Here is a 22,163-nt window from a genome sequence, read left to right as displayed (position 1 = left end):
TATATCATTTTTAATTCGCCACTAAATCCGTAAATATTTTTACTTGATTACGCCCAGCGGCTTTTACCGCATAAAGGGCTTGATCTGCCTGACTGATCACTAAATGTGGCTCGTCTGCACTCAATGAGCTACTAATACCAAAACTGGCACTCACTGAAAACTCCTGATGATCTTCGGTAGTGAAAATCAGCTGAGAAATCGCCATGCGGCAGCGCTCAGCAACATTTTGTGCATGGGGTGTGGTGGTATTGGGAAGCAATAAAATAAATTCCTCACCGCCAAAGCGACCAATCATATCCTGATCACGAATATTATCTGAAAGACATTTGGCTACTTGGACCAACACTTGATCTCCCATATTGTGACCAAAATGATCATTAATACTTTTAAAATGATCTAAGTCCAACAGAACAACGGAATACAGTTGATCTGGCTGTTGATATAGCTTCTCTAAGTGATTGCTAATACTTCTCCGATTCATCACGTTGGTCAGTGGATCAAGGCGACTTAACACCTGAATAGCTGTTTCGCGAGTACGCCACTGGGTGAGTAAGCTTTCAAAAAGATATAAACAAGCAATTAAAATAGGCAGTAAAAAGAAAAACATGCTGCCGACCCAAAATGGGTGCATTTGCGCTTGATTTAACACTTCAGGCTTAAAGATTGGCGCGTAAGTTAATATGCCAAAAATACTTAAAAAACTACAAAATAAGAGCGCTATAGTTGCAGGTACGAGGGCGCAATAAATCATTCTACGATCAAACAAGACCAATCCAACACCCACTACACTGACATAAGCAACCATGGTTGCTGGACTAAAACTACCGATTAAATAGCCTGTGTGGCAGAGCAGTACCGTAAAAACCTGTACGCTTAGAATAGGAATAATATTCTGAACCCATTTTTTGTCTTTATAGAAATAACAAGGGATAATCATGCTCAGAAATACGCAGAGCATAATAAGATTGGTCCATAATTTAGAACGAACCAAAGGTAAATTAACCCATTGCCATGTCGCAGAATTCAGTAGAACAAAACTGTCCCAAATAATCCCAAAAAGGCTCATTAATGAAGCAAGGATTAGCAGCAAAATTGTTTTTCTTAACATGTTCCAATTGATTAATGGTTCATGTTCCCAAAGCTGCGAAAAATTCCATTTTTCTGTATTTGCTAAATCCTTAAATCGAATCTTTATCATTGGCATGCATCCTTATATGCAATGAGATTCCTAAGAAACTTTATAAGTGTAAATTCGTCATCAAAATTATCGAGAAATGACTGTTAAAATAACAATAACATCTTTGGAATGAGAATGAAGTCTAGCTAAAGACTTTTTAATGCAAAATAGAAAGGGAAAAATTCTTTGAAAAACGGTCTATTATCTAAATATCCGATGATTTTTATTTTATTATGACAAAAATGAATTAAGAGTGACAATGGTCAGACATAGCTGACCATTTTTGCATATATTTTGATCAGCTTAGTCTAGGTCAAGCGAATGTGCGAATTCCGCAATATCTGCCAATGCTTGCTTAGCTTCAGGAAACCATGCATTAAACATTTGGAAGTTGTGCCACATCCCTGTGTAGAGTTTGAAGTGAACTTTGACATCTGCTTGTTCAGCTTTTTCTCTAAAACGCTTTGAGTCATCCAGCAGAATTTCTTTAGAACCGACCTGAACCAGTGTTGGTGGTAAGCCATCAAGATCATCAAACAGGGGAGAAACTCTCGGATCGCCAGGTTGGATATCATCGGTTAGATAATGCTTGATACCTGCTTGTAGAGCTTCAATCGATAACAATGCATCGTGTTTCTGATTGAAACGTAGCGATTCACTGGTCAGTGTCAGATCCAAATAAGGCGACATCAATATCAAACCACTCGGCATGAGTTCGGGTTGCTGTTTCAGGCGTAGACAGAGTGCAAGCGCGAGATTGGCACCACAAGAATCACCTGAAATAATAATATCCTTTGGTTTAATCCCTTGAACGAGTAGTGCTTGATAGACATCAAAAATCGCATCAATCGCTTCAGGGTAAGGATGTTCAGGTGCAAGAGGGTAATCCACATGAATCACTTGCATCTGAGTACGCGCAGCAAGATCAGTCATCAGAGCACGATGAGTATTTAAGCTACCAAGAAAAAATGCACCGCCATGAATATGAAAGATCAATTGCGTTGCAGATGCTTGAGCTTTAATTTCTTCACCACGTACACCAGCCAAACGAATTGGTCGAATTTGTACTGTTGGATTTTGTGGAAATAAGCGACAAAGTTGATCGAGAACTGGTCGTAAAGCATTCGGTGCTAAATTCAACTGACTTGGCGTGCGAATGGTCGCCTTTAGTAACGATTCAGTAAAATAATATTTCCAAACAGTACCAAATTTCATAATTTTTCCATATTGTTAGATCAGTATAATAATAAGTAGAGTTAGTTCATGAACTCGTCAGGTTATACCAAATAGTCATAATCAAGAATTGCAATATTGATTGAAGTTCCCAATACTCTTGGTCTTGAAAAGACCCCCTTAAGGATATTACAAAAATGAAGAAAATTGCTTTAGCATTTGGATTGCTCGGTTTAACAACTTTTGCCAATGCGGCGGATGCGCTGAATGGTACAGTTTGGCAAACAATTGATGATGAAACAAAACAACCAAAGGCAATTGTAAAGTTTACGGAACAAAAAGATGGATCGTTAACCGCATCGATTCAAAAATATTTAGTTGCTGGTCAGGAAAATGCCTGCTCTAAATGTGAAGGCACTTACCATAACAAACCCCTAAAAGGCGTGACGATTGTTCATAGCTTGAAAAATGTCGGTGGTACGAACTACGACAATGGTTCAATCATTGATCCTAAGAATGGTAAGACATACAAGTTAAAAGCTGAAATGATCGAAGGCGGTAAAAAACTGAAACTACGTGGTTATATTGGTATTGCGGCTTTAGGTCGTAACCAAACATGGATTCGCGTGAACTAAGATTTCATAGCACTAAAAACCGAGCTAAAAAGCTCGGTTTTTTTATCTTTATATTCAGCTTAGGCTGATAATGTCTCATAGCTCGCCTCATCAAAGCCAATCACAAAACCTTGTGGGGTTTGTAATACAGGGCGTTTGATTAGGCTTGGCTGAGCCATAAGCGTTTCAATGAGGTTCTGTTCATTGCTGGTAGCGTGAGCTTGCTCATCTGCTGTGAGTTTACGCCATGTCGTGCCCTTTTTATTCAGAACTTTGTCAGCGCCAATCTCTTTTAACCAGACCGCTAAAGTGCCTGCATCAATGCCTTGCTTTTTATAATCATGAAATTCGTAGTTGATGCCTTTTGCCTGCAATGCATCAAAGGCTTTTTTCATTGAATTACAATTTTTAATACCATAAATTTTAAACATGCGAAAACCATAGAAAATAACAAAAGATATGCCCAAAGCCTAACGTAAAAAGGCTGCGCTGTGCCAGTTGAAATTTTTTATTCAGTTGATCGATGAAAGAGATAAAAGGGGTGACCAAATTGATCAGTTGAATTGAATAAAAATGCGATGGATAAAGTCAGTAAAAAATATTTAGTATCTAAAAAAGAGAAAACCCGCATTTAATCTTCCTGATCATGCGGGTCTCATTTCAACGTCCAATGTCTCATCCTTGCAAATAAACTTAAACTAAGTTTATTTTTCCTTCCTACGGCGTCCTATCCCTTTGTGGTCATCCTGACCGCTTCCCTGTGCCGTGGTGCTATAATGCCGTTACAGGGGGTAAATAAAAATACACAAAAAACGACACGGGATGTAAGCTAAAGAAGCGGTCAAAGTGAACACTTGTTCACTTATTCGTGTATTTTATAGTCGATAATCACGGGTGCATGGTCACTAAACCATTGTTCTTTATAGACCCACGCATTTTCAGTACGTGATTTCCAGTCTGGTGAGCAAGCATGGTAGTCGATACGCCAACCTACATTTTTCGCACGCGCTTGACCACGATTTGACCACCATGAATACAATTCCGCTTCAGGTCGTACTTCGCGGAAGGTATCGACATAGCCTAACTCATCATAAATGTGGTCGAGCCATGCACGTTCATGTGGCAAAACACCTGATGACTTCTGGTTGCCTGACCAGTTTTTAATATCGATACGCTTATGTACGATATTGTAGTCACCACACACAATGATTGATTTATTTTCATCTCGCCATTTTTTTAGTATTTGCGCATATTCTTGTAGAAATAAATCTTTGCGTGCTTGTGCTTCATCACCACTTGAACCTGATGGCAAGTATAAAGAAGCAATATGAACAGGATGTGACAGTCCTAAATCAAATTCTGCAGTAACAAAACGACCTTGAGAGTCCGCAAGTTCAAAACCTAAACCATTTTTGACTGAGACAAAGGGCAAGCGGCTATAAATCGCCGTACCTGCATAGCCTGCACGTTCAGCAGGGAAGAGGTGAGTGTACCAACCTTCAGGTTTAAATTTATCAGTCCATTGTTCGTGGGTAATGCGGCTTTCTTGCATACATACCACATCGGCACCAGACTGTTCTAACCATTCGAGCAAGCCTTTGGTGACTGATGCGCGCAAGCCATTTACGTTAATTGAAACGACTCGAAGAATTTTTACATCACTTGGATAGCTATCCTTTGGTATCATACGTCTGTTTAACCTCAATTGAAGAATTTGGAGCACCTTATATGACAACGCCTGTGTCATTTCATCCGCAAGCTTTTATCGAACTCGCATTATCACGTGGAGTGCTTAAATTTGGTGAGTTTACCTTAAAATCAGGCCGTGTCAGTCCTTATTTCTTTAACGCAGGTTTGTTAAACGATGGTGAAGCATTGTCTTTGTTGGCACAAGGCTATGCCGATAAATTGGTTCAGTGTGATAATGTTGGCGTGATCTTTGGCCCTGCGTATAAAGGTATTCCTTTTGTTGCAGCGACTGCGGTGGCGTTGTCTCAAGTACATTGCAAGAGTGTTCCTTGGGGTTTTAACCGTAAAGAAGCCAAAGATCATGGTGAAGGTGGTGTGTTGGTGGGTGCATCGGTTGCAGGTCAAAAAGTGTGGATCATTGATGATGTGATCACTGCGGGGACTGCGATTCGTGAAGTTGTGACTATCTTAAAAAATGCGGGTGCGACGATTGCAGGGGTGTTAGTTGCGCTAGATCGTCAAGAGCGTGGTCAAGGCGAGCTTTCTGCGATTCAGGAAGTACAAAAAGAACTTGAAATCCCAGTGCATGCTTTAATCACGATGAAAGATTTGATGGATTATTTGGATGCAAAAGGCGAGAAAGAAGCTTTGGCAAATATGCAGGCTTATCGTGAGAAGTATGGTATTTAAATTATTCTTTCTTGTATAAAATAGGGTGTTTAATCACCCTTTCTTATTATGTCTGAATTAGAAAAGTATGCTTACATACGTTGCCCTGAGTGTGGGCGTGATAATAGGTTAATCATTGACTCTCAAAAAACAGGTCGTTATCAATGCGGTGATTGCCAATCTCATTTAATGTTTTATGGTACAGAAAAACAACACAAGTATAAACATTGGATCTGGGCTACATTAATCGGACTACCAGTAGCTTTTATTGGATATAAAAGTTTGATGGATAACAATTCGTGGACGGATAAAAATTTTAAAAAATTCGAAAAAGCATGTGAGGCTAAAGTATTTCAAACGTCTAATTTAAGTTTGGCAGAAACAGAGCAATATTGTGGGTGTGTAATGAACAAGCTTGTTCAAATTGATTATGATAAGGTGATTAAATCCACACAATACTATATGAATCGATCAAAAGGAGAGTGTCGTAGTGGTATGCAGCAGTATAGAGGTTACTGATAAATTTAATATTCTTCTAGAGCAATGTTATAAAGGTAATTTGAGAGAATTCTGTTCTGAATTTGATATAAAAGATCGAGGCGAGAGTTTCTATAAACGAGTACAAAAAGCTAGACATCGTATGATGAGCCAGAGTGTAAGTCAGGAAACAATTGATGAGTTTAAAAAATATATCATATTCATGGAATCAAAATTATTAGAACGTGAATGCTCTTGGGAAGAAAAAAAAGCTCTTATGGAATTTAAGAGTTTTTTTATGAAAAGTTACTAAATAATCCTGCTATAACGGGTTATAAATTTCTGGCAATCGAAGTTAATTTGCTGTAAAGCCTTTTCTGCTGATATTTCATGTAATGGTGAACTATAGTGATAACCTTGATCTAGACCATTTTGAAAAAATCTACCTAATGGGTCGATCATCAAATATGATTCGGTCATATCATCATTATTTTCTGCACTAATTATGCATTTAAAATTTGAGTGTTGGATTATAAATTTGGAAAATTCTTCATCCAAAATTTCTAATTTGCTCGAATAAATTGGCAATAGTTTAAAGATTTTCCACTTAGTTGGTTCTATTTGCTTTATAAAAGTACTCAAATCCTCTGAAAAATTTAGTTTACTTACAACAGTATTAATTTTGATTTCAATATTTGGATTTATATTTTTAATTTGACTAATCGCAGTTAGGACATTTGAAGGGTTAAAAATATTTCTTTTAGATGCACGTCCTATTGATAAATTGGTTTGTTCATTTAAAGAGTCAACACTAACTCCTATAGAGGAAAAATTTTGAGCAATTAGTTCTATATTATTTGGATTAAAGAGACTGCCATTTGTAATAGCTGATAATTTAAAGCCATATTTTTTTGAAAGATTGACAATTTTTTTTAACTGTTTTTCATATAGAAAAGTTTCTCCTCCTACTAAATTTAAGCGTATTGTCTCAAAGAAAATAGTGCTAGATTTTTCATTTAATAAATGTCTAATATTTTCAATTTGTCTAAGTAGAGCATCGATTTTCCACTCAGAGTGAATGATATCTTTATCATTACGATTCCATTTTGCAAAGCAATAGTCACATTTGTAGTTGCAGGCTTCCGTAATATGCCAATTGACAACAAGCTCTTTAACTGTATTCATCATTTCAGTTTCCTTTTTAAATTGTTTCTGATAGAAAAAATTTAATTGAGAAAACTGAGTTATTAGGAGACACTTTGGAGACAATAATTCAGTTAAAATATTGTTTCATGCACTTCTTACATTCTAACATTACTCCTAATTTTTCATTTCGCCCTTGTTCGGTTAACACCCAAGGGCGATTTTGCCACGGTGGGTCATGGCGCACATGTTGCGTATGACCACAAGCGAGATCAGCAACCCAATGGTTTTCTTCATCGAGATGAAAAGCTACAATCGCTTGTTGCATTTATTCACTCAAACTATCAAGCTTAGAATCCTCTAAACCCTTTAAAAAACGATGGCATAGATTATGAATCGCCACCAAATCATTTGGATCAACACCCAAAGAGCAGGCGAGTTTAAACGGAATTAAGGTAATTTCATCTTTTTCAGACAGTGCTTTTTCCAGCAAGATCACCTTTTTCATACGCTCATCTTCTTTGACCGCAACGCGCTTTAAGAACTGCTTTTCTTCAAGTTTTTTAATAATTGGCGTCAGCGTTCCCGAATCAAAAAAGGTCTTTTGACCAATTTCGGACAAAGTCACATTGTCTTTTTCATACAAAGCCAACAGTACGATAAATTGCGGATAGGTCAGGTCGTATGCCTGAAGCAAAGGACGATATTGACGAATCATCGCATTGGTCGCGGAATACATGGCAAAACACACTTGATTATCCAAGTAAGAAAATTCAGTCATGCTTTGCTCCTCAACGTCATTTTTGCTAGCTCACAGTATAGTTTGATTAATTGCAAAAGTATATTGTGCATAATAAGCTTGCACACAAGATAATTGTGTGCAATATTAAATAAGCAAGCTGAATGATTAAGCAAACTATTTTGAGCAATCCCACAATTGGATAGTTGAGAGAACACCTATGAGCAAAATTTATGATTTTCAGGCTGAACTTTTAGAAGGCGAGCAAAAGAACCTAGCCGACTATCAAGGCAAAGTTTTATTGGTGGTGAACACTGCAAGTCAATGTGGCTTAACCCCACAATTCGAAGGTTTGGAAAAGCTATATCAGGACTATCAACATCAAGGTCTGGTGATTCTCGGTTTTCCATGTAACCAGTTTGCTAACCAAGACCCATCAAGCAATGAAGAAATTGGCAGCTTCTGTCAGCGCAACTATGGCGTATCATTTCCAATGTTTGCCAAAGTCGATGTGAATGGTTCAAATGCGCATCCTATTTATAAATATCTCACCTCGGAAGCTAAAGGCATTTTAGGTAGTGAAAGCATCAAATGGAATTTTACCAAGTTTTTGATTAACCAAAATGGTGAAGTCATCAAACGCTATTCACCAACGACTAAACCTGAAAAAATTAGCAAAGATATTGAAAAACTTTTGGCTTAATTCGATGCTGAAATTGAATGTTGCACGAATTACTGGTGATGGATTCATTTGCCAGTAACTTTTTTAATCAGTGATAAAATGCATTATTTAAATAAAATTAGTCTAGTTGTTTGAATAATTTATATTTTTTTAGATCGAAGAATTACACAACTAGTTTAAACATCATCCTTAAACTTCGCTATACTTTTTGCCAAGATTAAGAATACGAGCGTCAGATTATGCGTGTACTTGTAGTGATGGACCCGATTGAAACTGTGAATCTCAAAAAAGATTCAACCATGGCAATGTTATGGGCGGCAAGCCGTCGTGGGCATGAATTGGGTTATGCATTACAACACGATTTATATATTGATCAAGGTAAAGCCTTTGGTTTGATTTCGCCGCTTAAAGTCTTTGAAGATTACGATCATTATTATGAGTTGGGTGACAAGCAAAAAGAGTCATTGGCGGATTACGATGTGGTGTTGATGCGCAAAGACCCACCGTTTGACATGAATTTTGTCTATACCACTTATATTTTAGAACAAGCCGAACGTGAAGGCGCATGGATTATTAACAAACCACAATCGCTACGTGACTGTAATGAAAAGCTGTTCGCAACCCAGTTCCCAGAGTTACAAGTACCCACTTTGGTCACGTCTCAACAAAGCCTAATTCGTGAATTCATCAAAGAACATGGTGATGTGATTGTAAAGCCGCTTGATGGTATGGGCGGAATGGGGATTTTCCGTTTGTATCAAGATGGGGTAAACATTGGTTCGACTTTGGAAATGCTCACTGAAATGGGCACACGTCCAATCATGGCACAACGTTATATTCCTGAAATCGTGGAAGGTGATAAACGCATTTTGATGGTCAATGGTGAGCCGATTCCATATTGCTTGGCGCGAATTCCACAAAATGGTGAAGTGCGTGGAAACTTGGCGGCGGGTGGCTTAGGTCAAGCACGTCCACTGACTGAAAATGATAAATTAATTGCTGCAAAAGTGGGTCCTTTTTTACGTGAAAAAGGTTTGGTCTTTGTTGGTTTGGATGTGATCGGTAACTATGTGACGGAAATTAACGTGACTAGTCCTACCTGTATCCGTGAGATTGATGCCCAGTTTGGAACATCGATTGCGGATGATTTATTTAATGTGTTAGAAGCAGGTCGCTCAAGCTAAATAAGAATCATTATTTGACCGAATTGCCCGTTTGAATTTGTACCAAATTGACAATCAAATGGGCAATTGGATATCGACAGAACCTTGTTTTTAACAAAGAATCGAAAAAAGCACTGCTTTCTGTTGTAAACAAGTGAAATTCGCTTTTCGTGAATGAAGCTTTAGGATTAAAATAACTCCCGAAAACAATAGACGATAACCTTCTTTTTGAGTTGAAGAATTAGACCGTGACCAATTCACCACAGAACAAACCCAAACATGTCATGATGATGGCCGCTGGTACAGGTGGGCATGTTTTTCCTGCGCTTGCTGTTGCCAAACAACTGCAACAAGAAGGCTGCCAAGTGTCTTGGTTAGCGACGCCTACAGGAATGGAAAATCGGTTACTCAAAGATCAAAATATTCCGATTTATCAGATTGATATCCAAGGTGTGCGTGGCAATGGTTTATTACGTAAACTGAGTGCACCCTTTAAAATTTTAAAAGCCACTTTAAGCGCGATGCGCTATATGAAACAACTTAAGATTGATGCTGTTGCTGGCTTTGGTGGTTATGTCGCAGGGCCGGGTGGTTTAGCTGCACGTTTATTGGGTATCCCTGTATTGATCCATGAACAAAATGCTGTTGCAGGATTTACCAATACCCAACTGGCGCGTGTTGCAACAACAGTTTGTCAGGCTTTTCCAAATACTTTCGCAAATAGTGATAAAGTCGTGACCACAGGCAATCCTGTGCGTGCGGAAATCACTGCGATTTTAAATCCATCTTGGCGTTATCAAACGCGTGAACAAGCGCAGTTGCCGTTGAATATTTTGATTGTAGGCGGTTCATTAGGCGCTCAAGCGCTCAATGAGCGTTTGCCAGAAGCCTTGAAAAAGGTCAATTTGCCACTGAATGTTTTTCATCAATGTGGTCAAAATCAGCAAGAGATTACGCGTGAACGTTATCAGGGTGCATCTGCAAATTTAAATATTCAGGTTGAGCCATTTATTCACGATATGGCAAAGGCCTATAGTGAAGCAGATTTAATTATTTGTCGTGCTGGTGCTTTGACGGTGACAGAGGTTGCAACAGCAGGTTTAGCCGCTGTGTTTGTACCTTTGCCGATTGCCGTAGACGATCACCAAACTGCAAATGCAAAATTCCTTGCCAATGTCGGCGCTGCAAAGATTTGCCAACAAGCAGAAATGACACCCGCTGTTTTAGATGAGTTGTTAGCCACATTATTAAATCGCCAACTGCTCTCTGAAATGGCAATCAAAGCACGCCAACAAGCACAACCGAATGCAACTCAGCATGTGGTTGATCTGATTAAAAAATTGTAATTCGAGTTTATCTATGTCTCCAACGAATCCAAACCAAGCCAAAAAGCTGATCAAAGTGCCTGAAATGCGCCGTATTAAACATATCCACTTTGTTGGTATTGGTGGTGCGGGGATGTGTGGTATTGCCGAAGTATTAAGTAACCAAGGTTATAAAGTTTCAGGTTCTGATATTAAAGCGTCAAAAACCACAGCTCAGCTTGAAGCAAATGGTATTAAAGTATTTATTGGACACTCTGCTGACAATATTAAAAATGCCAATGTACTGGTTGTTTCAACGGCAATTGACCCTGAAAATCCAGAGATTAAAGCGGCCATTGAGCAACGTACTCCAATCGTGCGCCGTGCAGAAATGTTGGGTGAGTTAATGCGCTACCGTCATGGTATTGCAGTTGCGGGAACGCATGGTAAAACTACGACTACAAGTTTACTAACAACCATGTTGGCAGAAGAAAACCTTGATCCAACTTATGTAATCGGTGGTTTGCTGAATAGTACAGGTGTCAACGCTGCATTGGGTGAGAGTCGTTTTATCGTGGCTGAAGCGGATGAATCAGATGCTTCTTTCTTGTATTTGCAACCGATGGCTGCGATTGTGACCAATATCGATGCAGATCACATGGATACCTATGAAGGTAGCTTTGATAAATTAAAAGATACTTTTATTCAATTCTTACATAACTTGCCATTCTATGGTTTGGCCGTAGTGTGTGGTGATGATGCCAATATCCGTGAAATCTTGCCGCGTGTAGGTCGTCCAGTATTGACCTATGGATTTGATGAAGGCAATGACATTCGTGCGGTCGATGTTGAACAAGAAGGCATGCGTTCGCACTTTACGGTATTGCGTAAAGATCGTGAGCCATTACGTGTCACGATTAATCAACCGGGTTTACACAATGTCCTAAATGCACTTGCTGCGATTGGTGTTGCGACAGATGAAGGTGTTTCTGATGGTGCGATTTGCCGTGCTTTAGCAGGCTTTAGCGGTGTTGGTCGTCGTTTCCAAGTTCAGGGTGAATTTGAAGTCGGCGAAGGCTTAGTGAAATTAGTCGATGACTATGGTCACCATCCAAAAGAAGTTGAAGCAACAATTAAGGCAGCGCGAGCAAGCCATCCAGATCGTCGTTTGGTGATGATGTTCCAGCCACACCGTTTTAGCCGTACTCGTGACTGTTTCGATGACTTTGTCGATGTGTTATCGCAAGTCGATCAGCTATTATTGCTTGAGGTATATCCTGCGGGCGAAAAACCGATTGTGGGTGCGGATAGTCGAGCATTGGCACGCAGTATTCGTCTACGTGGTCAGGTTGAACCGATTCTTGTTGATCCAGTTGAAGGCAATTTGCCAAGTGTTTTACAAAAAGTGTTACAAGCGAATGACCTGTTATTAACACAAGGTGCAGGTAACGTTGGTGCAATTTCGGTAGAATTGGCTCAGCATCGCTTGTATGCCGAATAGTTTTAGAAAATCTCTCCCGATCTTCCTTTAATAAATAGGGAATAGGGGGAGATTTAGAGAATTTAGAAAAGTTTTAAGGATATAAACGTGTCAAATGCTGCAAAATTCGGCAAAGTTGCCGTGTTATTGGGTGGGAAGTCGGCTGAACGTGCTGTGTCATTGGACAGCGGTCAAGCCGTATTAGAGGCATTATTGCGCTCGGGTGTGCAAGCAGAAGCATTTGACCCTCAAGATCGTAGCGTGACAGAGCTGGTTGCTTATGACCGTGCTTTTATCGTGTTGCATGGTCGCGGTGGTGAAGATGGCCAAATCCAAGGTGTCTTGGAATGGTTGAACCTACCTTATACAGGAACAGGTGTGCAAGGCTCTGCGATTGGTATGGACAAAGTCAAAACCAAGCAAATCTGGCAGGGTAGTGATTTACCAACAGCGCCGTATCGTATTATTACCAAAGAAACTGATTTAGATTCAGTGATTGCCGATCTTGGTCTACCTGTGATTATCAAACCTGTTCACGAAGGCTCAAGTGTGGGCATGAGCAAGGTTGAGAAAGCAGAAGATTTTGCTGCTGCGATTGCAAAAGCGACCGCACATGATGCTGTGGTTATGGCAGAAAAATGGATTACAGGGCGTGAATTTACGATTTCATTTTTAAATGGTCAGCCATTGCCAGTCATTCGTTTACAGCCACCAGCAGATGTTGCTTTTTATGATTATGAAGCAAAATATCAACGCAATGATGTCGAATATGGTATTCCTTGCGGCTTGAGTGAAGCTGAAGAGAAAAACTTGCAAGCATTATGTCTACGTGCATTCCAAGCAGTCGGTGCAGAGGGCTGGGGACGTATCGACGCGATGCAGGATGAACAAGGGAGTTTCTGGTTATTAGAAGTAAATACTGTACCAGGTATGACCAGTCATTCTTTGGTACCGAAGGCAGCACAAGCAGTTGGTTATAGTTTTGATGAGCTTTGTGTTGCGATCTTAGAGCAAACATTAACTGAGTCGGTCTAACTATTTATGGCTCAACTTCCTGCATCAATGCGTCGTAAAACACGACCAGCGATTAGCTCGATTCACGAGAAACCGCCTTCGCCAAAACAAAAAATGGTGAATGCGGGCGGCTGGGCATTGTTGATTATTGCATTTGCTGTTCTTGCCATTGGTCTTTATGGTTTATATAAAGTCATGACTGATGCAAAAGTGGCGGAATTGCAGGTGGTTGGTACCCATTCAGATGTTGAAAATCAACAGATGATTCAACATTTGGATCCAGTCATTAAAGATAACTATTTCACTTCTGATTTAGAACAAATTCGAGATCAAGCATTAAAGGTCTCATGGGTTGATCGAGTGGTTGTATCACGAGCTTGGCCAAATGCAATTCGAGTGCGCGTCATGCCGCGCCATGCGATTGCACGTTGGGGAACAGGGCGCTTGCTCAGTGATAATGGGGATGTATTTAGTGAGGCTGTGTTAACCGCACATCCAAACTTGCCGCTTTTACATGGTCCAGTCAGCCAATCCAAAATGATGATGCGTCGCTATAATGAAATTAATCAGCTTTTTCATCCTGCAAATTTGCGTTTAAAAGAGTTGTATTTAACTGAGCGTATGACGTGGTTTATGCAGTTTGATTCTGGCTTGCGTATTATCGTTGATCAGGATCAGACCATGAATAAATTACAACGCTTAAGCCATTTGGCACAAACAGATCTAAAACCTGTATGGTCAAAAATTTCGTCGATTGATTTGCGATATCGGAATGGCTTAGCGATTCAATGGAAAAATGCAGCACCGCCCAAGATTGTGAATGGTCAGTTTGTTGTAACGATTGATGACACAAGCCTTGCAGGTGCAATTCAGGCAAAGCCATAATACGTGGCTTGAAAATAATAGGCAGTGGTCCTAAACAACATTAAAGAAATGGTATTTAAGTAATGAGTGAAGCTGTTCCCTCAGTTGTTGCGATTGATATTGGGACTCATAAAGTCTCAGTTTTGATTGGTAAGATCCATGCACCGGATAAGATCCAAGTCATTGGCATGGCAACTGCTCGCAACCGAGGTATGGTTAAAGGCAAGATTGTCAGTTTAGACAAGGTGATTGCTGCGATCAAAAATGCAGTCTCCGAAGCAGAGGATATGGCTGAATGCCGTATTCATAGTGCGTGGGTGTCGATTCCAAGTACAGAATTACAAAGTTTTTATGCTTCAGGTCGTACGCCTGTTGCTAACCATGATCATATTATTACAACAAATGAAGTGGTTAGAGCATTAGAATTGGCGAAAGCAAGTCATGTTTCGCCTGATTATTATTTGGCGAGTGCAGTTCCTTTAGGCTTTGAACTTGGTGACTCTGCTGAATGGGTACAAAACCCAGTCAATATGTCTGCACATAGTATGACGGGTCATTATCAGTTAATGATGATGCCAATTAGCACTATGCAAAACCTTGATCGCGCCATGAAAGGTGCCAATATCGGGGTGGAAAAAATGGTGGTGTCTTGCTTGGCAACAGCTGAAGCAAGCCTGCTTAAAGATGAAAAAGAATATGGCGTTTGCCTTGTAGATATTGGAGCGGGTATTACCAATCTCGCTGTGTATTTAGATGGTCGATTAGCTTTAGCACGTACCCTCGCGCGCGGTGGTGAAAATGTAACGCGCGATATTGCAGCGGTGTTACAGACTACAACCGAAGAAGCTGAGCGCATCAAGATTTTACATGGTTGTGTTGACCTGAGTGTTGTGAAACCAGATCACATGATTCAAGTTCAAGGGATTGATGGTACTCAAACCATCAGTCGTATTGAGCTTGCAGAAATTATTATTGCGCGTTATGAAGAGATCTTTGCATCAATTCGTGAAGAACTAGAGCATAGCGGTGCAATTCACGGTTTATATCATGGGGTGGTTTTAACTGGGGATGCATGTCAGATTGAAGGTATGGTCAATTTGGCACGTCGTATGCTTGGGGTATCTGCACATTTAGGAAATCCACCATTACAGGTTTATGCTGATGATCAACATTTACCAGCATTACGTCGTTCGATGTATGCAACGACGGCTGGATTGTTGATGTTTAGCCAAAGTGATCTACAAGATGCAGTAGAAGAGCCAGAGGAGGCAAGTGATCGTAGTTTTATTGATCGTGTCTCAAATGGCTGGAATGCATTAAACAGTAAGCTGAAGGCGATATTCTAAGTTGTAGGCATTTTGGGGAAAAATTGTTAGGAAGTTGTAATACTAAGTCACTGGACTTGACAAGCTGACGAATATTGAACAGCATCCTAAACATCAGGTGTTTTAAAAATCAAGGCAGTAACGGGCTGAAGTAACTGCCATTTATATATTAGGAAATCTAAAGGTCATGGCCTCATTTGAATTTATAGAAGATGAACTAGACGATGGCAACGGTCAAGCCCGTTTCACAGTATTTGGTGTTGGTGGTGGTGGTGGTAATGCTGTCCAGCACATGGTGCAATCTGATATCCAAGGTGTGAAATTTGTTTGTGCGAACACCGACAAACAAGCTTTAGATAGCATGAATGCGCCATTTAAAATTCAATTAGGCGAACAAAGTACGCGTGGCTTAGGTGCTGGTGCAAACCCAGAAGTGGGTCAAATTGCAGCGGAAGAAAGTCGTGAAGTCATCCGTCAGCATCTTGAAGGTACTGATATGGTATTTGTCACTGCTGGTATGGGCGGTGGTACGGGTACGGGTGCGGCACCCGTAGTTGCTGAAGTTGCCAAAGAAATGGGTATTTTGACTGTTGGTGTGGTGACAACACCATTCAATTTTGAAGGTCGCCGTCGTCAAAAGTCTGCAGAAAAAGGTATTGATGCTTTAGAAGCACATGTTGACTCGCTTATCATCATTCCGAACCAGCGCTTACTCAGTGTTTATGGCGATATTTCAATGAAAGATGCCTATAAAAAGGCAGATGATGTATTGCTCAATGCGGTACGCAGTATCTTTGACTTGGTTGTAAACCGCGGTCATATTAACCTTGACTTCGCAGATTTGAAAACTGCAATGAGTACTCGTGGTTACGCAATGATGGGTGCTGGTTTAGGTCGTGGTGAAGATCGTGCTCGTCAAGCAGCTGAACAAGCGATTCGTAGTCCGTTGCTTGATAACGTCAACATTATCAATGCCAAAGGCGTGTTGATTAATATCACGGGTGGTGATGATATTACCCTACGCGAAACTGAGATTATTACGGATGTCGTTAACCAAATCGTTGATTTGGATGAAGGTGAAATCTTCTACGGTACCGTATTTGATCCTGATGCACGTGATGAACTTCGCGTAACTGTTATAGCGACAGGTTTAACGCGTAATGCAACTGAAGTTGAACATAAGAAACGTACTGTTCCTTCACATCACGCATCAGCTCAAGTTGCACAGCAATCTGTTGATGAAGATGATGTACCAGCGATCAGTAAACGTACAAATACTGAAGCACCAGTTAGCTCTGCACCAAGTTCTACGCCACGTTCGTCTCCGATGAGCATTCAGGACTATCTAAAAAATCAACAGCGTAAATAATAAAATCAATTATTTATGAAAAGGGGGCAAGTAATTGCCCCCTTTTTTATTTTTTTAAAATGGCAAAATATGCTAAGTTATATCGGTTTTTGCAAATGAAGTTAGCATGGCATGGTGAAACAACGAACTCTAAAACGTGTGGTGAAAGCGAGCGGTATTGGTCTGCACAGTGGTCAAAAAGTGCTGATTAATTTTGTTCCGCATCATATTGATGGAGGAATTGTATTTCGCCGTATCGATCTCAACCCACCCGTTGATATTCCTGCCAACGCTTTATTGATTCAAGAAGCTTTTATGTGTTCCAATTTGGTTCGAGAAGACATTAAAGTCGGCACAATTGAGCATGTCATGAGTGCGATAGCTGGTTTAGGCATTGATAATCTCATTGTCGAAGTCTCTGCTTCTGAAGTACCGATCATGGATGGTAGCGCAGGACCATTTATTTACTTACTCATGCAAGGTGAGTTAGCGGAACAAAATGCCCCAAAGAAGTTTATTCGTATTCTTAAGCCTGTCGAAGCTTTGATTGAAGATAAACGTGCGATTTTTACCCCTCATTCAGGTTTTCAACTGAACTTTACTATTGATTTCGACCATCCTGCCTTTGCTAAGGAATACCAGTCTGTCACCATTGATTTCTCCACTGAAACATTTGTCTATGAAGTCAGTGAGGCGCGTACCTTTGGTTTTATGAAAGATTTGGATTATTTGAAAGCCAATAATCTTGCATTGGGTGCAAGTTTAGAGAATGCAATTGGTGTAGATGATACGGGTGTCGTCAATGAAGAGGGTTTACGCTTTGCTGATGAGTTTGTGCGCCATAAAATTTTAGATGCTGTGGGTGACTTATATTTGCTTGGGCATCAAGTTATTGCCAAGTTTGATGGCTATAAATCTGGACATGCGCTAAATAACCAGCTTTTGCGCAATGTTCAAAACGATCCAAGCAGCTATGAAATTGTAACATTTGTTAACGAGAATGAATGTCCAATTCCATACGTGAGTGTGACATAAGTCATTGTCTTTCAGTGGGTATGTTATATTATAACAATATAATCTGAGATTTTTGTCACAAAATTTGTGTACGTTTTCTTACTGTAAAGCTAGGTTATTATTTTTTATTGCTTGCCAAACGTAGTAAAGCTTGGCTAAGCTTAGGGTCGCTCACATATTCAGCGGCACTGCGTAATAGCTCTTGTGTCTCTGATGAAAGTGCTTTAGATGGGGGAGAGGGTTCACGAGAGACTGTGGTTTTGTTTCTCAACCGGACTTGTATTTTTCGTAATTCCTTGAAACCTTCAAGCTGAGCTAACTGCGCAACATAGTGACTTTGTAAATAACTCAGTTGACTGATCATTGCTTGATTTTCACCTGTTATGATCAAAATACCATGTTGATAACAAACAACCTGCCATTGCTCTGGTTGGGGCAGTAATGGTTGAATAATTTTCGTAAGTTGTTTCCATTGTGTGACTTGCGTAGTGAGAAACGTTAAGTTTCCAGTTTTTATGTGTTGTCCTTTCTGTTGAAAAACGTTGGTAGGTTCAGACATGTTAACTTCCTCAGAGGTTATGTGTTCATCTTAAGCGTTCAGTTCAACTGTTATCAAGGAAGAGATGATAAAGGAACTTTAGTAAGGACGGTTTCAAGAGGTTTTTTATGCATCATACGCGTCGTATTTTACTCGCATTTTCATTGGCTGCGTCAGCTGCTTCGGTTGCTTTTGCAGATTATCAAAATATCAGCCAAACAACGGACACTGACCGTTTAGAACAGTTATCTAAAACCTTAGCTCAAGGTTCTTATAATCACCCAGATGATATTGATCTGCCAGCAGTTTCAAATGTTTCAGTTCAATTCCGTGAAAAAACTATTGAATTGAATAATGCGACGATTGAAAAGAAATACGGCCGTTCTGCAATTTCAAGCAAAGACAATGCACCGTCATTCTCTGCGAATACAGGTTATTCTTGGTTGGTGAGCCATCCTTTACAAGAAGGTCGTGTAAGCTCTTCTTGGGGTAATCGTACGCTACTTGGTTCAACGCGTCATCATTCTGGTCTTGATCTTGCTGCACCATCAGGCACGCCGATTTATGCGACTGGTCCAGGTGTTGTTACCAAATCAGGTTGGGGTACAGGCTACGGTCAATATGTTGAGATTGATCACGGCAATGGTTACATCACTCGTTATGCACACGCATCTCGTTTAATCGTGAATGCTGGTGATCGTGTAAGCGCTGGTGAGCATATTGCGAATGTTGGATGCACAGGTCGCTGTACAGGTCCGCATTTACACTTTGAAGTTGTAAAAGATGGTCAACGCAAAAATCCTTCACCGTACTTAGCGATGTTGCCATAATATAATTTGTTAACAGTTGTATAGAAATATTAAAAAATCGCCTTTATTGGCGATTTTTTGTATTTTTTGTTTCATTTGGGTCAATGACTATTTAGTGAGAAAATATTAAGGGATTTTGTATTCATTTGGGGCAATACCTTTATGAAGTGAAAACATGATAAATATATAACGTCAAAATAACTTAAGGGAAAAGGTGAATTGTATGGCGTTTTATGGCGACTCCGACGCGCAGGAAACCCAGGAATGGCAAGAAGCATTTGATTCAGTATTACAACATATGGGCACGGAACGCGCTGCATTCTTACTCGAAAAATTGTATCAAAGAGCAATTGCGAAACATGTTCCAATCCAACGCTTAAATACACCTTATCTCAATACCATTTCAGTTGAAGAACAACCTGCAATGCCGGGTGATCAGGACATGGAGCGTCGTATCCGTGCTTTGATTCGTTGGAATGCACTGGCAATGGTATTGCGTGCGAATAAAACCGGTGATGACCTAGGCGGACACCTTGCAAGTTTCGCTTCTTCTGCGACTTTATATGATGTTGGTTTTAACCATTTCTTCCGCGCTGCTTCAGATAACTTCGGCGGCGATATGATTTATTACCAAGGTCATTGCGCCCCTGGTATTTATGCACGTTCTTTCTTAGAAGGTCGTTTAACTGAGGATCAGCTCAATAATTTCCGCCGTGAAGTTGGTGGCAATGGTCTCCCAAGCTATCCACATCCTTATTTAATGCCTGATTACTGGCAGTTCCCAACGGTATCGATGGGTTTAGGCCCTATTATGTCGATTTACCAAGCACACATTCAAAAGTACTTGATGAATCGTGGTTTGATTAAAGAGGAAGATCGTAAAGTCTGGGCATATCTGGGCGATGGTGAGATGGATGAGCCAGAAAGTACGGGTGCAATTTCACTAGCAGGTCGTGAAAAATTAGATAACTTGGTTTGGGTGGTGAACTGTAACTTACAGCGTTTGGATGGTCCAGTACGTGGTAACGGTAAGATCATCCAAGAGCTTGAATCATTGTTCCGTGGCGCAGGTTGGCGTGTGATTAAAGTGGTGTGGGGCCGTCATTGGGATCCATTGCTTGCACAAGACGCTTCAGGCGCTTTAAAAGCGGTCATGGAAGAAACGGTTGATGGTGAGTACCAACGCTATCAAGTGAAAGGTGGTGCATATACCCGTGAGAAATTCTTTGGTAAGTACCCAGAAGCTGCGGAACTTGTAAAAGATTTAAGCGACGAAGACATCGATAATCTTAATCGTGGTGGCCATGATCCGTACAAAGTTTTTGCTGCTTATGCAGAAGCGATGAAAGCCAAAGGCCAACCGACCGTTATTCTTGCGAAAACGGTTAAAGGTTACGGTTTGTCTGAAGAAATTGAAGCGGTGAACAAAACGCACCAAATCAAAAAAATGCAGATCGACTCTTTGAAATATGTACGTGACCGTTTTAATCTGCCATTTACAGATGACAAGTTAGAAGAGCTTCCGTTCTATCGCCCAAGTGAAAACTCTCCAGAAATGAAGTATATGAAGGCGCGTCGTGAAGCATTAGGTGGCTACCTACCTGCACGTCGTAAGGAGAGTGAAACTTTACCGATTCCTGAATTATCTGTATTTGATGCTGTGTTAAATGGTTCAGGTGGTAAAGAGCAATCGACTACGATGCTGATGGTGCGTTTAATTGCTGCCTTACTGAAAGAAAAAGCCATTAAAGATCGCGTTGTACCAATCGTTCCAGATGAAGCACGTACTTTTGGTTTAGAAGGGATGTTCCGTCAGCTGGGTATTTATGCCGCTCACGGGCAAAAATATACTCCAGAAGACCAAGAACAGTTAATGCATTATCGTGAAGCAAGTGATGGCCACATGCTTCAAGAAGGGATTAACGAAGCGGGTGCGATGAGCGCTTGGGCTGCGTTGGCAACTAGTTATTCAACCAATAACTTGCCAATGATTCCAATGTACATGTACTACTCAATGTTCGGTTTCCAACGTATTGGCGACATTGCATGGGCTGCTGGTGATGCACAGGCACAAGGTTTCTTGTTAGGTGCTACTGCTGGCCGTACCACTTTGAACGGTGAAGGTTTACAGCACCAAGATGGTCATTCACATATCTTGGCGAACACCATTCCAAACTGTGTATCTTATGATCCATGTTTTGGTTATGAATTGGCTGTGATCGTACATGATGGTTTGCAACGTATGTATGTGAACCAAGAGCGAGTGTTCTATTACTTAACTGTAATGAACGAAAATTACGAGCATCCTGCAATGCCAGAAGGCGCTGAGGAAGGCATTAAACGTGGTATGTACTTGTTCGAAAAAGATGAAAAAGCAACGGTTCAATTACTTGGTTCAGGTGTCATTCTGCGTGAAGTGATCAAAGCAGCGAAAATCTTACGTGATGAATACCAGATCCATTCAAACGTTTGGAGCGTAACAAGCTTCAATGAGTTGTCACGTGATGGTATGGCATGTGAAGAATACAACCGTTTACACCCACTGACTGAAGAAGTGAAAGAGTCTTGGGTATCTAAACAGTTACGTGGTACAGAAGGTATCGTTGTTTCAGCAACAGACCATATGCGTGCATATAGCGAACAAATCCGTGCATATCTTCCAGATGGTCGTCCATTTGTTGCATTAGGTACAGATGGTTATGGGCGTTCAGATACTCGCGCAAACTTACGTAGTTTCTTTGGTGTTGATGCTGCACATATCGTTGTTGCGACTTTGAAAAAATTAGCTGACGAAGGTGAAGTAGACGCACGTTTAGTCAAAGATGCAATTTCTAACTTTGAGTTAGATACGGATCGTCCAGTGGCTTGGGCGCCACAAGCGCATCCAGAAGTTCAGGCCGTTGCTGAATACCATGAAACACAAACAGGTGAGGGGAAATAA

The 22,163-nt window shown here is 40.5% G+C and carries 22 protein-coding genes; 14 read left to right on the top strand and 8 right to left on the bottom strand.

Annotated elements, in window-relative coordinates:
* Positions 1 to 10: 10 nt before the first annotated feature.
* Complete coding sequence (locus IO68_RS20030) at positions 11 to 1,198, bottom strand: GGDEF domain-containing protein (protein ID WP_007481397.1); 1,188 nt, start codon at positions 1,196 to 1,198, stop codon at positions 11 to 13.
* Positions 1,199 to 1,480: 282 nt separating this feature from the next.
* Positions 1,481 to 2,392, bottom strand: coding sequence for an alpha/beta hydrolase (locus IO68_RS20025; RefSeq protein ID WP_004878088.1), 912 nt, complete (start codon positions 2,390 to 2,392; stop codon positions 1,481 to 1,483).
* A gap of 155 nt (positions 2,393 to 2,547) precedes the next feature.
* On the opposite strand from IO68_RS20025, the gene IO68_RS20020 reads away from it, so the two are divergent.
* On the top strand, positions 2,548 to 2,985 hold the full coding sequence (locus IO68_RS20020) for a DUF2147 domain-containing protein (RefSeq protein ID WP_004878087.1): 438 nt from the start codon (positions 2,548 to 2,550) through the stop codon (positions 2,983 to 2,985).
* 59 nt (positions 2,986 to 3,044) lie between these two features.
* Here IO68_RS20020 and IO68_RS20015 read toward each other — a convergent pair whose 3' ends face one another.
* Together IO68_RS20015 and IO68_RS20010 are read right to left on the bottom strand one after the other, a co-directional pair.
* Positions 3,045 to 3,395, bottom strand: a complete 351-nt coding sequence (locus IO68_RS20015; protein ID WP_023012695.1) for an arsenate reductase — start codon at positions 3,393 to 3,395, stop codon at positions 3,045 to 3,047.
* Between the two features lie 431 nt (positions 3,396 to 3,826).
* Entirely contained in the window at positions 3,827 to 4,651 is an 825-nt protein-coding gene (locus IO68_RS20010; protein WP_023012694.1) for an exodeoxyribonuclease III, read from the bottom strand.
* 41 nt (positions 4,652 to 4,692) lie between these two features.
* Between IO68_RS20010 and pyrE the strand changes: the two genes are divergently transcribed.
* Both pyrE and IO68_RS20000 read left to right on the top strand, forming a co-directional pair.
* Positions 4,693 to 5,343, top strand: coding sequence for an orotate phosphoribosyltransferase (gene pyrE / locus IO68_RS20005; protein WP_023012693.1), 651 nt, complete (start codon positions 4,693 to 4,695; stop codon positions 5,341 to 5,343).
* A gap of 48 nt (positions 5,344 to 5,391) precedes the next feature.
* Complete coding sequence (locus IO68_RS20000; protein WP_023012692.1) at positions 5,392 to 5,841, top strand: hypothetical protein; 450 nt, start codon at positions 5,392 to 5,394, stop codon at positions 5,839 to 5,841.
* 267 nt (positions 5,842 to 6,108) lie between these two features.
* Here the strand turns inward: IO68_RS20000 and IO68_RS19990 are convergent, their stop codons facing one another.
* From IO68_RS19990 to IO68_RS19980, 3 genes are all read right to left on the bottom strand, one after another.
* Complete coding sequence (locus tag IO68_RS19990; protein WP_023012690.1) at positions 6,109 to 6,987, bottom strand: viperin family antiviral radical SAM protein; 879 nt, start codon at positions 6,985 to 6,987, stop codon at positions 6,109 to 6,111.
* Between the two features lie 85 nt (positions 6,988 to 7,072).
* Positions 7,073 to 7,270, bottom strand: a complete 198-nt coding sequence (locus IO68_RS19985; protein ID WP_023012689.1) for a DUF3565 domain-containing protein — start codon at positions 7,268 to 7,270, stop codon at positions 7,073 to 7,075.
* The gene (locus IO68_RS19980; protein ID WP_023012688.1) at positions 7,271 to 7,723 is read right to left on the bottom strand and encodes a MarR family winged helix-turn-helix transcriptional regulator; all 453 of its coding nucleotides are present in this window, start codon (positions 7,721 to 7,723) and stop codon (positions 7,271 to 7,273) included.
* Positions 7,724 to 7,901: 178 nt separating this feature from the next.
* On the opposite strand from IO68_RS19980, the gene IO68_RS19975 reads away from it, so the two are divergent.
* From IO68_RS19975 to lpxC, 9 genes are all read left to right on the top strand, one after another.
* A complete protein-coding gene (locus IO68_RS19975) occupies positions 7,902 to 8,384 on the top strand; it encodes a glutathione peroxidase (protein ID WP_023012687.1) in 483 nt (160 codons plus the stop codon).
* A 218-nt stretch (positions 8,385 to 8,602) separates the two neighbouring features.
* Complete coding sequence (gene gshB / locus IO68_RS19970; protein ID WP_007481383.1) at positions 8,603 to 9,547, top strand: glutathione synthase; 945 nt, start codon at positions 8,603 to 8,605, stop codon at positions 9,545 to 9,547.
* Positions 9,548 to 9,774: 227 nt separating this feature from the next.
* Entirely contained in the window at positions 9,775 to 10,872 is a 1,098-nt protein-coding gene (gene murG / locus IO68_RS19965) for an undecaprenyldiphospho-muramoylpentapeptide beta-N-acetylglucosaminyltransferase (protein ID WP_023012686.1), read from the top strand.
* A gap of 13 nt (positions 10,873 to 10,885) precedes the next feature.
* Entirely contained in the window at positions 10,886 to 12,331 is a 1,446-nt protein-coding gene (murC, locus tag IO68_RS19960; RefSeq protein ID WP_004878067.1) for a UDP-N-acetylmuramate--L-alanine ligase, read from the top strand.
* 87 nt (positions 12,332 to 12,418) lie between these two features.
* On the top strand, positions 12,419 to 13,345 hold the full coding sequence (locus IO68_RS19955) for a D-alanine--D-alanine ligase (RefSeq protein WP_023012685.1): 927 nt from the start codon (positions 12,419 to 12,421) through the stop codon (positions 13,343 to 13,345).
* Between the two features lie 6 nt (positions 13,346 to 13,351).
* Positions 13,352 to 14,209, top strand: coding sequence for a cell division protein FtsQ/DivIB (locus IO68_RS19950; RefSeq protein WP_023012684.1), 858 nt, complete (start codon positions 13,352 to 13,354; stop codon positions 14,207 to 14,209).
* A 62-nt stretch (positions 14,210 to 14,271) separates the two neighbouring features.
* Positions 14,272 to 15,534: a cell division protein FtsA gene (gene ftsA / locus IO68_RS19945; RefSeq protein ID WP_007481376.1), complete on the top strand. Its 1,263-nt coding sequence runs from the start codon at positions 14,272 to 14,274 to the stop codon at positions 15,532 to 15,534.
* Positions 15,535 to 15,700: 166 nt separating this feature from the next.
* Positions 15,701 to 16,882, top strand: a complete 1,182-nt coding sequence (gene ftsZ / locus IO68_RS19940) for a cell division protein FtsZ (protein WP_007481374.1) — start codon at positions 15,701 to 15,703, stop codon at positions 16,880 to 16,882.
* A gap of 111 nt (positions 16,883 to 16,993) precedes the next feature.
* Positions 16,994 to 17,896, top strand: coding sequence for a UDP-3-O-acyl-N-acetylglucosamine deacetylase (gene lpxC, locus IO68_RS19935; RefSeq protein WP_004878058.1), 903 nt, complete (start codon positions 16,994 to 16,996; stop codon positions 17,894 to 17,896).
* Between the two features lie 97 nt (positions 17,897 to 17,993).
* Here the strand turns inward: lpxC and IO68_RS19930 are convergent, their stop codons facing one another.
* A complete protein-coding gene (locus IO68_RS19930; RefSeq protein WP_023012683.1) occupies positions 17,994 to 18,434 on the bottom strand; it encodes a DciA family protein in 441 nt (146 codons plus the stop codon).
* Positions 18,435 to 18,541: 107 nt separating this feature from the next.
* Between IO68_RS19930 and IO68_RS19925 the strand changes: the two genes are divergently transcribed.
* A complete protein-coding gene (locus IO68_RS19925; RefSeq protein WP_023012682.1) occupies positions 18,542 to 19,243 on the top strand; it encodes a M23 family metallopeptidase in 702 nt (233 codons plus the stop codon).
* Positions 19,244 to 19,445: 202 nt separating this feature from the next.
* Positions 19,446 to 22,163: a pyruvate dehydrogenase (acetyl-transferring), homodimeric type gene (gene aceE, locus IO68_RS19920; RefSeq protein WP_007481369.1), complete on the top strand. Its 2,718-nt coding sequence runs from the start codon at positions 19,446 to 19,448 to the stop codon at positions 22,161 to 22,163.

It is taken from the genome of Acinetobacter sp. COS3 (genome assembly GCF_000475335.1).
GTDB classification, from domain to species: domain Bacteria; phylum Pseudomonadota; class Gammaproteobacteria; order Pseudomonadales; family Moraxellaceae; genus Acinetobacter; species Acinetobacter venetianus.
This window is presented reverse-complemented; position numbering and strand designations above follow the sequence as displayed.